Genomic DNA, 12,822 nt, shown 5'->3' with positions numbered 1-12,822 from the left:
GCTGCGGTGTCGCTCACTGCTCCACCCCTTCGTTCTCGTCGTTCTCGGCGGCTTCCTCGGCGTCCTCGGCCGCGATCGGCTCGTAGACGAGCACCGCGCGGTTGTCCGGACGCAGGCGGGCGGCGGCCACGGCCTGGACCTCCTCGGCGGTGATGTCGAGGACGCGGCCGACGGCGGTGAGCGCCAGTTGCGGGTCGCCGAAGAGGACCGCGAAGCGGCACAGTTCGTCGGCGCGGCCGGCCACCGTGCTCAGCCGGTCCAGCCATTCGCGCTCCAGCTGGGCCTGCGCGCGCTCCATCTCCTCGGCCGTCGGGCCCTCGGCGGCGAACCGCGCGAGTTCCTCGTCGACGGCGGCCTCGATGTCGGGTACCTCGACCCCGCCGGAGGTCTTGACGTCCAGCCAGCCGAGCGAGGGCGCGCCGGCCAGGCGCAGCATGCCGAAACCGGCGGCCACGGCGCTCTGGTCGCGGCGCACCAGGCGGTTGTGGAGCCGGGAGGAGTCACCGCCGCCCAGGATGGTCAGCGCCACGTCGGCGGCGTCGCAGTCGCGGGTGCCGTCGTGCGGGAGCCGGTAGGCGGCCATCAGGGCGCGGGCCGGGACCTCCTCGACGATCTCCTCGCGCAGCTGGCCGCCCATGGTGTCGGGCAGCGCGCCGTCGCGCGGCGGCTGCTTGCCGTCGTGCGAGGGGATGGTGCCGAAGTACTTCTCGACCCAGGCGAGCGTCTGCTCGGGGTCGATGTCCCCGACGACCGACAGCACGGCGTTGTTGGGCGCGTAGTACGTGCGGAAGAAGGTCCGCGCGTCCTCCAGGGAGGCCGCGTCCAGGTCGGCCATCGAGCCGATCGGCGTGTGGTGGTACGGGTGGCCCTCCGGGTAGGCGAGGGCGGTCAGCCGCTCGAACGCCGTGCCGTAGGGGACGTTGTCGTAGCGCTGGCGGCGCTCGTTCTTGACGACGTCGCGCTGGTTCTCCATGGACTCCTCGTCCAATGCGGCCAGCAGCGAGCCCATCCGGTCCGCCTCCAGCCACAGCGCGAGTTCCAGCTGGTGCGTCGGCATCGTCTCGAAATAGTTGGTCCGCTCGAAGCTGGTGGTGCCGTTGAGCGAACCGCCGGCGCCCTGGACCAGCTCGAAGTGGCCGTTCCCGGGGACGCTCTTCGAGCCCTGGAACATCAGGTGCTCGAAGAGGTGAGCCAGACCGGTCCGGCCCTTGACCTCGTGACGCGAACCGACGTCGTACCACAGGCAGACCGCGGCGACCGGGGTCAGGTGGTCCTCGGAGAGCACCACGCGCAGGCCGTTGGCCAGGCGGTGCTCGGTCGCTGTCAGGCCGCCGGAGCCGGCCTGAGCTGTGGCCGTGTGACCCATGGGCATGTGGTCCCTTCGATCGCGATGTAGAGAATTCCGTCAGACCTGTCACTGTATGCAAGCGCGTCGGCCCCTGGAGAAGTTCCCGGGTCACTCCTGGGTCGGAGTCGGCGTTGTCGGTGCCTCGGGCCACAATGGTCCGCGTCAGACCCAGCCCCCATCACCATGGTTAAGGAGCCGCGCAGCGATGGCCCGCCGCAGCACGAAGACCCCGCCGCCGGAGGATTTCGAGGAGAAGATCCTCGACATCGACGTCGTCGACGAAATGCAGGGCTCCTTCCTCGAGTACGCGTACTCGGTGATCTACTCCCGCGCCCTGCCCGACGCCCGGGACGGCATGAAGCCGGTACACCGCCGCATCGTGTACCAGATGAACGAGATGGGCCTGCGCCCCGACCGCGGTTACGTGAAGTGCGCCCGCGTCGTCGGCGAGGTCATGGGCAAGCTCCATCCGCACGGTGACGCGTCGATCTACGACGCCCTCGTGCGCATGGCCCAGCCCTTCTCGATGCGCCTGCCGCTGGTCGACGGCCACGGCAACTTCGGTTCCCTCGGCAACGACGACCCGCCCGCCGCCATGCGGTACACCGAGTCCAGGATGGCCGACGCCGCCTCGCTCATGACGGAGTCCATCGACGAGGACACCGTCGACTTCACCCCGAACTACGACGGCCAGGAGCTCGAACCCGGGGTCCTGCCCGCGGCGTACCCGAACCTGCTGGTCAACGGCGCGTCGGGGATCGCGGTCGGCATGGCCACCAACATGCCCCCGCACAACGTGGGCGAGGTCATCGCCGCCGCCCGGCACCTGATCCGCTACCCGGAGGCCGACCTGGAGGCGCTGATGCGCTTCATCCCGGGTCCGGACCTGCCGACCGGCGGCCGGATCGTGGGCCTGTCCGGCATCAAGGACGCCTACGAGAACGGGCGCGGCACCTTCCGGATCCGCGCGACGGTCTCCGTGGACAACGTGACGGCCCGCCGCAAGGGTCTGGTCGTCACCGAACTGCCCTTCGCGGTCGGCCCCGAGAAGGTCATCGCGAAGATCAAGGACCTGGTCGGTTCGAAGAAGCTCCAGGGCATCGCCGATGTGAAGGACCTCACGGACCGCTCGCACGGTCTGCGCCTGGTCATCGAGATCAAGAACGGCTTCCACCCCGAGGCCGTGCTGGAGCAGCTGTACAAGCTGACGCCGATGGAGGAATCCTTCGGCATCAACAACGTCGCCCTGGTGGACGGCCAGCCGCTGACGCTGGGCCTCAAGGAGCTGCTGGAGGTCTACCTCGACCACCGCTTCGAGGTCGTGCGCCGCCGCAGCGAGTTCCGCCGCACCAAGCGGCGCGACCGGCTGCACCTCGTCGAGGGCCTGCTGGTGGCCCTCGTCGACATCGACGAGGTCATCCGGCTGATCCGCGACAGCGAGAACTCCGCGCAGGCCAAGGCCCGGCTGATCGAGCGGTTCTCGCTGAGCGAGATCCAGACCCAGTACATCCTGGACACCCCGCTGCGCCGGCTCACCAAGTTCGACCGGCTGGAGCTGGAGAACGAGCAGGACCGCCTCAACGGCGAGATCGACGAGCTGACCGGGATCCTCGAGTCGGACACCGAGCTGCGCAAGATGGTCTCCAACGAACTGGCGGCGGTCGCGAAGAAGTTCGGCACCGAGCGGCGCACGGTGCTGCTGGAGTCGGCGGGCTCGACGGTCGCGGCGGTTCCGCTGGAGGTCGCGGACGACCCGTGCCGGGTGCTGCTCTCCTCCACCGGTCTGCTGGCCCGTACGGCCAACGGCGAGCCGCTCGCGGTCGCCGAGGAGGGCGCCGCCCGGGCCAAGCACGACCTGATCGTCTCGCAGGTCGCGGCGACCGCGCGGGCCGATGTGGGCGTGGTGACCTCGGCCGGGCGGCTGCTGCGGCTCGCGGTGATCGACCTGCCGCAGCTGCCGGACACGCACGCGGCGCCGAACCTGGCGGGCGGGGCCCCCGTCGCGGAGTTCCTCTCCGGGCTGGAGGCGGACGAGACGGTGGTCTGCCTGACCTCGCTGGACGAGTCCTCCCAGGGTCTGGCCATCGGCACCGAGCAGGGCGTGGTCAAGCGCGTGGTGCCGGACTATCCGGCCAACAAGGACGAGCTGGAGGTCATCGGCCTCAAGGACGGTGACCGGATCGTCGGCGCGGTCGAGCTGCGCACGGGTGAGGAGGACCTGGTCTTCATCACCGACGACGCCCAGCTGCTGCGGTACCCGGCGGGGCAGGTCCGCCCGCAGGGCCGTCCGGCGGGCGGCATGGCGGGCATCAAGCTCTCCGAGGGCGCCAAGGTGATCCACTTCTCGGCGGTGGATCCGGCGGGCGGGGCCGTGGTGTTCACCGTCGCCGGTTCGCACGGCACCCTGGACGATTCGATGCGGTCGGGCAAGCTCACCCCGTTCGACCAGTACCCGCGCAAGGGCCGGGCCACCGGCGGCGTGCGCTGCCAGCGGTTCCTCAAGGGCGAGGACGTGCTGGTGCTGGCCTGGGCGGGCGGCACCCCGGCGCGTGCGGCGGGGGCCAACGGCGCCCCGGCCGAGCTGCCGGAGACGGACCCGCGCCGCGACGGCTCGGGCACCCCGCTCCCGGCGGTGGTGACCGCGCTGGCCGGAGCGGTGCTCTAGAGGTGCTCTAGGGCTCCAGGGGATCCGGCTCGCCGGCCGGGTCCCCCGCCTCCTGGCGGACGTACCTCAGGACGCCCCACATGCTCTCGGCGGGGGCGTCCTGAGGGGCGCTCTCGCGGCAGGCCTCCAGCCCGCTCAGCAGGGCGGCGCCGTCGGTGCCGGAGCCGATGAGGACGAGTTGGCTGCGCCGGGGTTCGGCGCGGGCCCAGGGCAGCGGGGCGAAGCGCAGGAACCGGCCGACGGCGTGGACCTCGTACTTCTCCTCGTGGCCCGGTACGCCGAAGTGGACGAAGCCCTTGATCCGGTAGAGCCCGGCGGGGCGGGCGTCGAGGAAGTCGATGAACCGGCGGGGCGAGAGCGCGCCGTCGGCGGTGAATTCGACGCTCTCGTAGAGGGTGTGCGCGTGCCCGACGTGGTCCTCGTCCTCGTCCGCGGCCCGGGTGAGCAGGTCCTCGAAGGACAGCTGCCCGCGCGTCCGCGTCCACGGGCGGCGGTCGAAGAGCAGCTCGGGGTCGATCCGGCCGTGGTCGGCGGCGACGACCGGGATGCCGGGGCAGAGCTCGCCGAGTACGGACTCGATCCGGGCGCGCTCGGCGGCGTCGACCCGGTCGGTCTTGTTGAGCACGACGAGGTCGGCGGCGGCGAGGTGGCGGTCGGTCTCGGGGTGCTTGTGCCGGGTCGCGTCGAATTCGGCGGCGTCGACGACCTCGACCATGCCGCCGTAGCGGACGTCCGGGTTCTCCCCGGCGACCAGCATCCGGATCATCTCCTGCGGCTCGGCCAGACCGCTCGCCTCGATCACGATCACGTCGATGCGGTGCGCGGGGTCGGCGAGTTTGGCCAGGTACGCGTCCAGCTCGCTGCCGTCCACCGCGCAGCACAGGCAGCCCCCGCCGAGGGAGACCATCGAGTCGCCGACCTGCCCGGCGACCGACATCGCGTCGATCTCGATGGAGCCGAAGTCGTTGACGACCACCCCGATCCGGGTCCCCCCGCGGTGGGCGAGGAGGTGGTTGAGCAGGGTGGTCTTGCCGGAACCGAGGAATCCGGCGAGGACGACGACGGGAATGGGCTGCCCGGTCCGCCGGGTCCGCTGGGGCTGGCTGGTGCTCATCCGGTCGATGGTAGGGCGTGCGGGGAGGGGCGTGCGGGCAGGGGCGCGGGCCTCAGCCGAGCGGGGGTACGGGCTGGGGCGGGGTCGGGCCGACGTACCGGGCGGCGGGCCGGATGATCTTCGAATCGGCCGCCTGCTCCAGGACGTTCGCGCTCCAGCCGACCACGCGCGCGGCGCAGAAGGTGGGGGTGAACATCTCGCGGGGCAGCCCGCACAGCTCCATGACCACACCGGCGTAGAACTCGACATTGGTGTGGAGCTCGCGGCCCGGCTTCAGCTCCGCGAGGATCGCCTCGACGCGCCGCTCGACCTCGACGGCGAAGTCGACGAGCGGCCCGCCGAACTGCTCCGCGATCTCGCGCAGCATGCGCGAACGCGGGTCCTCGGTGCGGTAGACGGGGTGGCCGAACCCCATGATCCGCTCCCCCGCCGACACCCGTTCGCGGATCCACGGGTCGATCCGGTCGGCCGTGCCGATGGCGTCGAGCGTGTCCAGGGCGCGGCTGGGGGCGCCGCCGTGCAGCGGGCCGGACAGGGCGCCGATCGCGCCGGTCAGGCACGCCACGATATCGGCGCCGGTGGAGGCGATGACCCGGGCGGTGAAGGTCGAGGCGTTGAAGCCGTGGTCGACGGTGGAGATGAGGTAGCGCTCGACCGCCCGGGCCCGGACCGGGTCGGGCTCCTCGCCCGTCAGCATGTACAGGTAGTTGGCCGCGTGGGGCAGGTCGTCGCGCGGCTCCACCGGCTCCAGCCCCTGGCCGAGCCGGTGCAGTGCCGTGAGCAGGGTGGGTACGGCGGCGCAGGCGGCCAGCGCGTCGGCGGCCCGCCGCTCGGGCGTGAGGTCGTAGACGGGGCGCAACCCTGCGGAGGCGCCGAGCAGCGAGAGCGCGGTGCGCAGGCCGGCGAGGGGGCCGGAGAGCGCGGTGGCCCGGGCGAGGGCGGGCAGCGCGCTCCGGACGTCGGCGGGCAGCCTGCGCAGCGGGGCGAGTTCGGCGGCGAAGGCGGCGCGTTCGGCGGGGTCCGGGAGGGCGCCGCGGAACATCAGGTGCCAGACGTCCTCGAAGCTCCGGTCGGCGGCGAGGTCGACGGCCGAGTACTGGCGGTAGTGGTAGAAGCCCTCCCTGCCCCGGACGTCGCCGAGGGCGGTCTCGGTGACGACGACGCCCGCGAGTCCGCGGGGTACGTCGGTGACGGGGGCCGCGGCCGCGGTGGCGGCGTCTGCGGTGGTGCTGACGTTGGTGTCCATGGATCGACCATCCATGATGGATCGAATCACTGTCAATGTTGATTGAATCAATATATGTAGGCTGGGATGCATGGACCACCAGGCCCCCGACGACCCGCAGCCCGGCCACCCGCAGACCGACGACCGACGGCTCAGCACCCGGCAGGCCGCCGAGCTGCTCGGGGTGAAACCCGCGACCGTGTACGCCTACGTCAGCCGCGGCCAGCTCACCAGCCGCCGCGACCCCGTGGGCCGCGGCAGCAGCTTCGCCGCCCGGGAGGTCGAGGAGCTGGCGCGCCGCAGCCGCCGGGAGGCCTCGCTTCCCCAGGCCGCCGCCGGAAGCGAACTCGCCGTCCGCACCGGCATCACCCTGATCGAGGACGACCGCTACTGGTACCGGGGCGTCGACGCGACCGAGCTGGCCGCCCGCCACTCCTACGAGGAGGTCGCCGACTGGCTCTGGACCGGCGTCCTGCGCCGCGGGATCCGCTTCGAGGCCCCGGCGCAGATGCTGGCCGCCGCCCGGCGGCCGGTGGCGGCCCTGCCGGAGCACAGTGGGCCGCTGGACCGGCTGCGGGTGGCGGCGGCCGCGGCCGCCGTGGCCGACCCGCTGCGCTTCGACCTGTCCGAGGAGGCCGTCCTCGGCTCGGCGCGCGCCCTGATCCCCACGCTGGTCGGCGCCCTTCCGCTGGCCGGGCGGGCGCACCGCGGGACCGGCCCGCTGGCCTGGCAGCTGTGGAGCAGGCTGACCGCGCGGGAGGCCGATCCGGTGGCGCTGGAGGTGCTCGACCTGGCGCTGGCCCTGCTGATCGACCACGACCTGGCCGCGTCGACCCTGGCGGTACGGGTGGCCGCCTCGGCGCGGGCCCATCCGTACGCGGTGGTGTCGGCCGGACTCGGGGCGCTCGAAGGCCCGTTGCACGGAGCGGCCGGGCGGCTCGCGCACCGGATGCTGGCGGAGGTGGTCGAGGGGGGCGGGGCCGCGCCCGTGGTGGCCGACCACCTGCGGGCCGGGCGGCGCGTGCCGGGGCTCGGCCACCGGCTGTACCGGGGCGAGGACCCGCGGGCGACGGCGCTGTTCGCGCGCCTGGAGGCGCTGCCCCAGGCCGGGCCCGCCCTGGCGGCCGCCCGGGACGTGGTCGCCACGACGGCGGCCCGGCGGCCCGGGCTGCACGCGAACGTGGATCTGGCCCTGGCCGTCCTGACGGTGTCCTGCGGGATGCCCGCGGAGGCCGGGGAGACCGTGTTCGCGGTGGCCCGTACGGCGGGCTGGATCGCGCACGCCCTGGAGGAGTACCAGGAACGGCCGCTGCGGATGCGGCCGAGCGGGCTGTACCACGGGCCCCGCCCGCCGCGGCCGATGCCGTGACGGGCGGGGTGCAGCGGCGGCCGAGAGGGGTCAGCCCGCGTAGGCCTCGAACTCACTGATCTGGCCCGCGGGCCAGCCGGTGTTGCCGGTGACGGTCACCCGCAGGTGGCGGACGTCGCTGCCGGCCGGGAGGGCGATGGTCACCTGGTTGCCGGTGGCCGGGTCGAAGCGGTGGTCCCGCGCGCCCACCAGGGTGGTGAAGGCCGTTCCGTCGGCGCTCCCGAGGACCGCGACGGTCTGGGTACGGGCTCCCCAGGCGGCCGGCGGCGGCAGCTTGAGCACGACGCGCCCGAGGTGCGCGGAGGCCCCGAGGTCGGCCGTGAGCGACTGCGGGAAGGCGTTGTTGGCGCTCTCCCAGTAGCTGCCGGGGTCACCGTCGACAGCCTTGGCGGCATCGTAGACCTGGGTGTGGGAGGTCTCCGCCACGGGCCGCCCCCGCAGCAGGTTGCGCGTGGGGTCCGGGGTGGGCGTCGGCGTGGGCGTGGGCGTCGGGGACGAGGAAGTAGGGGTGGGGGTGGGGGTGGGGGTCGGCGTCGGGTCCGGTCCCGGCTGGTCGGTGGCGGGCGGGAACGGCCCGCAGTAGGTGGCGGGCAGCTTGGTGTTCCAGCCGGAGTTCCCGGTTCCCTGGGTGAGCTTCAGCTGCGCGCCGAGGCAGCTGTACACCGGCTCCCCGAAGCCGATCCGGGTGGCCCTGACATTGGTCATGGACAGCTCGGCCGGGTCGTTGAACTGGAGGGCGAAGGTCCCCGTCCTGTCGATCGTGACGTTGTCGAAGTGGACGCCCTTGGTGGTTCCCGACACGAAGTGGACGGCCGCGTAGGAGCTGTCCAGGATGTCGCTGTCGGTCACGTTGATCGTGGCCTTGTCGATCGCGCTGTTGCGGCTGTCGAACCAGACCGCGCCGATCGGGAAGTTCCAGCCGTAGTCCGTGTTCCCGGTCCTGATCAGCGTGTTGCGGGCGAGGGTGAAGGTGCCCTGGACGTCCGTGCCCTGCCCCGCGGTCACTCCGGGGTAGCGGTTGCCGACGTGCAGGCCGCCGCCGTTGGTCAGGGTCTCGGCCGCCACGTTGTCCGTGACGCTGATGTCCTTGCCGCCGTACACCGCGATGTTGTTGGCCAGGATCGGGGCCACCACGGTGTTGTGGCTGAAGGAATTCCCGACGTTCGCCTTCGTGTCCGCCCACATGGCCAGGCCGTCGTCGCCCGTGTTGCGCAGGAAGGTGTTCTCGACGGAGGAGCGGGTGACGCCCCAGTGGAAGTTCACCCCGTCCGCGCTCTGGTCGAGGATCCGGCTGTTCCTGATGTGGAAGTTGTCCATCGGGCCGTCCATCCAGGCCCCGACCTTGGTCCGCTGCATCCAGACGTTGTCGACGACGGAGTCCGTCATCGCCCCGCCGATGGCGTTGACCTGGTCGTCGTCGACGCGGTCACCGATCTCGCCGATGATCGCGAAGTCCTTGAGCGTTACGGCGCGACTGGGGCCGTTGTCCTCGTACGGGCGTATCTGGCCGCCGTAGCCGCCGCCGCGCGCGTACTTGCCGTAGATCCCGGCGGCGCGGTTGCGGTCGGTGGCGTGCCGGCCGGTGAGGACGGAGTACCAGGGACCGGCACCGCGCAGGGTCACCTTGTCCACGACCACGTGGTCGGTGAGCTTGAAGGTGCCCTGCGGGATCCACACCTCCTTCGACTGCGCCGCTCCGGCGTCCACGGCCTGCTGGAAGGCGGCCGTGGAGTCGGCGGACCCGCCCGGGTCGGCCCCGAAATCGGTCACCGAGAGCGAGCCCGCGGGCCGGTCGGCCGGGGCGGCGACCTGCTCGAAGTCGGCCAGGTCGACCACCGCCCAGGGGGTGGCCCCGGTCTGCGCCAGGGTGAGCCGGACCCTGGCGCCGGCGGGGAGGGTCTTCCCGAAGAGGGTCCGGGTCTCCTCGTAGAAGTGGTGCGGTTTCTCGCCCGGTTGGTTGGTGAAGGGGTAGCTGCCGTAGTACCAGCTGTACTTCGAGGTGAAGTCGAGGTCCTTGAGCCTGGTCCCGTCCAGCTTGAGCTCCACGGGCGCCGTGATGCCCGTACCGGCCGCGTTGTCCGGGACGGAGTAGCGGACGTTCATGGCGTTGGCGGGTCGGGTGAGGGTGAATTCGACGTACTCCCCCGCGGCGTCCAGCCGGACCGCGCTGCGGCCGGAGGCCTCGGAGGGCAGGGCCGTGTAGGTGCGGTCCGGGCCGATCACGGAGCCGTTGGTGGCCGCCCGCTCCGCCTCCTGCTCGGTGAAGGGGACGGTGGCTCCGCGCCCCTGGACGTCCAGGGGCGAGAGGGCCGCCGGGGCGGCCGCCGCGGCCGGGGAGGCTGCGGTGAGGACCGGGAGGGCTGCGGCGGTTCCGAGGAGCGCGGTGGCCAGGGCGGCGAACAGGGCGGCGCTCGCCGGCCTGCCCCGCGCCGGGCTCGTTCGTTCGGTTCGGCTCATGAGACTCACGAGGGGGGACCTCTCCATGCGGGGGGGGATGTGCACGGGTCGCTACGGCGGGTGGTGCCGGCGGTCCGGCTGCGGCGTCAGGTCCGCAGCCAGACCGCCGTGTCCTGCGGGAGCAGCCCCGCGTCGTCCAGGGGGGCGCTGCTCAGCAGGAGACTGGTGTGGCCGGGCAGCGGCACCGGCCCTTCGGACAGGTTGACCACGCACACCAGGCCGTCGGGGCGCGCGAAGGCGAGCACCCCGTCCGGTGCGGGCAGCCACTCCATCGAGCCGGTCCCGAATCCGCGCGCGGCCCGGCGCAGGCCGAGGGCGCGACGGTAGAGGGTGAGCGTCGATTCCGGATCGGTGGCCTGCCGGTCCGCGGCGTACGTCGCCCAGTGGGCCGGCTGCGGCAGCCACGGGTTCCGCCAGGGCTCGGCGGACCAGGGCAGCGGCACCCGGCAGCCGTCCCGGCCGGGGTCGCGGCCGCCGGAGCGGAAGTGCATGGGGTCCTGGATCCGGTCGAGCGGTACGTCGGCCTCCGGAAGCCCCAGTTCCTCGCCCTGGTACACGTAGACCGCGCCCGGCAGGGCGAGGGTCAGCAGGGCCGCGGCGCGCGCCCGGCGGGTGCCCAGGGCCAGGTCGGTGGGGGTGCCGAAGACCTTGGCGGCGAAGTCGAACCCGGTGTCCTGGCGCCCGTAGCGGGTCACGGTGCGCGTCACGTCGTGGTTGCAGAGCACCCAGGTGGCGGGGGCGCCGACCGGGGCGTGCTCGGCCAGGGTCTCCTCGATGGAGGTCCGCAGCCGGGCGGCGTCCCAGGGGCAGCTGAGGAAGGAGAAGTTGAAGGCCGTGTGCAGTTCGTCGGGGCGCAGGTAGCGGGCGAAGCGCTCGGAGTCCGGCAGCCACACCTCGCCGACGAAGATGGCGCCGAACTCGTCGGCGATGGCCCGCCAGGAGCGGTAGATGTCGTGCAGTTCGTCCCGGTCGATGTACGGATGGACCTCGCCGGGCCACGGCTCGCCGGGCCGGCCCGCCAGGTCGGGCAGCGCCGGGTCCTTGGCGAGCAGGGCCGCGGAGTCGATCCGTACGCCCGCCACACCGCGTTCGAACCAGAAGCGCAGCACCTCCTCGTGCTCGCGGCGGACGGCGGGGTGGGCCCAGTTGAGGTCGGGCTGCTCGGGGGTGAACAGGTGCAGGTACCACTCCCCGTCCGGTACCTGCGTCCAGGTCGCCCCGGCGAACTGCGAGGGCCAGTCACCCGGGGGAAGTTCGCCGTGCTCGCCGCGGCCGGGCCGGAAGTGGAAGAGCGCGCGCTCCGGGCTGCCGGGCCCGGCGGCGAGCGCGGCCCGGAACCACACGTGCTGGTCGGACACGTGGTTCGGGACGATGTCGACGATGGTGCGGATGCCCAGGCCGGTCGCCTCGGCGATGAGTTTCTCCGCCTCGTCCAGGGTGCCGAAGGCGGGGTCGATGGTGCGGTAGTCGGCCACGTCGTAGCCGCCGTCGGCGAGCGGTGACAGGTACCAGGGGGTGAACCAGAGGGCGTCGACGCCGAGTTCCGCGAGGTAGGGCAGCTTGGCGCGGACGCCCGCGAGGTCACCCGTGCCGTCGCCGTCACCGTCGGCGAAGCTGCGCGGGTACACCTGGTAGATCGCCGCGCTGCGCCACCAGTCGGCTGCGGACGCGGCTGCGGGCAGGGGAAAGTCGGCCACGAGGAGTGGTCCTTTCACAAGGGGCGGATGAGGGTGGTCAGCCCTTGAGGGAGCCCGCCGTGAGGCCGCTCATGATGTTGCGCTGGAAGATCAGGAACACGATGAGCGTGGGCGCGCAGGCCATGGCGAGCGCCGCGATCAGATGGTTCTCCGGCACTCCGGCCGCCAGGGAGTAGATGCCGACGTTGAGCGTCTGCAGGGCCGGGTCCGGCAGCGTGAGCATCGGCCAGAGGAAGTCCTTCCAGACGCCGACGACCGCGAAGATGGACACGACGCCGAGGATGGGGCGCGACATCGGCAGGACGACGGAGCGCAGGGTGCGCAGGGCGCTCGCGCCGTCGATGGAGGCCGCGTCGAGGATCTCCTGGGGGATCGAGTCGAAGAACCGTTTCAGTAGGAAGATGTTGAAGGCGTTCGTGACGGACGGCAGCCAGATCACCCAGGGCGTGTTGAGCAGGTTCCGCTGGATGAGGGGCATGTCCAGGACGGTCAGGTACTGCGGTACGACGAGCACGGTGGCCGGGATCATCAGTGTCGCCAGCATCATCCCGAGGATGGCCCGGCCGAAGACGGGGCGCAGCCGGGAGAGCGAGTAGGCGGCCGCGACGTCGAGGACCAGCTGGAAGGCCAGCGCGCCGAAGGCGTAGTAGAGGGTGTTGAACAGCAGCCTGGCCAGGTCCATGACCTTCCACGCGCTGGTGTAGTTGCCGGTGTGCAGGGAGCCGGGCACCAGGGTGGGCGGGACCTGGGCGAATTCCTGGGTGCTCTTCAGCCCGTTGGCCACCATCCAGTAGAGGGGGCCGAGGAAGACGAGGGTGAAGCCGACGACGACCAGGACGAGGACCGTCCAGTAGAAGATCTTCCCCCGGGTCCGGCCGAGTTGGGCCGGGGAGATCAGCGTGCGCTCTGCCATGATGCGGGGCACCGGTCCGTTCTCGTGTCAGTTC

The 12,822-nt window shown here is 72.2% G+C and carries 8 protein-coding genes; 2 read left to right on the top strand and 6 right to left on the bottom strand.

What is annotated here, in order from left to right; all coding sequences use genetic code 11:
- Positions 1-13: 13 nt before the first annotated feature.
- Entirely contained in the window at positions 14-1,366 is a 1,353-nt protein-coding gene (locus ABT084_RS28530) for a M16 family metallopeptidase (RefSeq protein WP_351049739.1), read from the bottom strand.
- 187 nt (positions 1,367-1,553) lie between these two features.
- Between ABT084_RS28530 and ABT084_RS28525 the strand changes: the two genes are divergently transcribed.
- Positions 1,554-4,013: a DNA gyrase/topoisomerase IV subunit A gene (locus ABT084_RS28525; RefSeq protein WP_351049736.1), complete on the top strand. Its 2,460-nt coding sequence runs from the start codon at positions 1,554-1,556 to the stop codon at positions 4,011-4,013.
- Positions 4,014-4,020: 7 nt separating this feature from the next.
- Here the strand turns inward: ABT084_RS28525 and ABT084_RS28520 are convergent, their stop codons facing one another.
- Both ABT084_RS28520 and ABT084_RS28515 read right to left on the bottom strand, forming a co-directional pair.
- On the bottom strand, positions 4,021-5,127 hold the full coding sequence (locus ABT084_RS28520; RefSeq protein WP_351049734.1) for a CobW family GTP-binding protein: 1,107 nt from the start codon (positions 5,125-5,127) through the stop codon (positions 4,021-4,023).
- A gap of 52 nt (positions 5,128-5,179) precedes the next feature.
- The gene (locus tag ABT084_RS28515; RefSeq protein ID WP_351049732.1) at positions 5,180-6,373 is read right to left on the bottom strand and encodes a citrate synthase/methylcitrate synthase; all 1,194 of its coding nucleotides are present in this window, start codon (positions 6,371-6,373) and stop codon (positions 5,180-5,182) included.
- A 70-nt stretch (positions 6,374-6,443) separates the two neighbouring features.
- Here ABT084_RS28515 and ABT084_RS28510 point away from each other — a divergent pair, with 70 nt between their 5' ends.
- Positions 6,444-7,721 (top strand): citrate synthase, encoded by a 1,278-nt coding sequence (locus ABT084_RS28510; protein WP_351049729.1) that lies wholly within the window; start codon positions 6,444-6,446, stop codon positions 7,719-7,721.
- Positions 7,722-7,751: 30 nt separating this feature from the next.
- On the opposite strand, the gene ABT084_RS28505 is transcribed toward ABT084_RS28510, so the two are convergent.
- The 3 genes from ABT084_RS28505 to ABT084_RS28495 all read right to left on the bottom strand — a co-directional run bounded on the left by ABT084_RS28505 (position 7,752) and on the right by ABT084_RS28495 (position 12,788).
- Positions 7,752-10,178, bottom strand: a complete 2,427-nt coding sequence (locus ABT084_RS28505; protein WP_351049726.1) for a discoidin domain-containing protein — start codon at positions 10,176-10,178, stop codon at positions 7,752-7,754.
- An 86-nt stretch (positions 10,179-10,264) separates the two neighbouring features.
- The gene (locus tag ABT084_RS28500; RefSeq protein ID WP_351049723.1) at positions 10,265-11,875 is read right to left on the bottom strand and encodes a glycoside hydrolase family 13 protein; all 1,611 of its coding nucleotides are present in this window, start codon (positions 11,873-11,875) and stop codon (positions 10,265-10,267) included.
- A gap of 37 nt (positions 11,876-11,912) precedes the next feature.
- Positions 11,913-12,788 (bottom strand): carbohydrate ABC transporter permease, encoded by an 876-nt coding sequence (locus ABT084_RS28495; protein ID WP_351049720.1) that lies wholly within the window; start codon positions 12,786-12,788, stop codon positions 11,913-11,915.
- Between the last annotated feature and the right edge of the window lie 34 nt (positions 12,789-12,822).

This window comes from Streptomyces sp. NPDC002138 (genome assembly GCF_040296485.1).
Lineage (GTDB): Bacteria > Actinomycetota > Actinomycetes > Streptomycetales > Streptomycetaceae > Streptomyces.
This window is presented reverse-complemented; position numbering and strand designations above follow the sequence as displayed.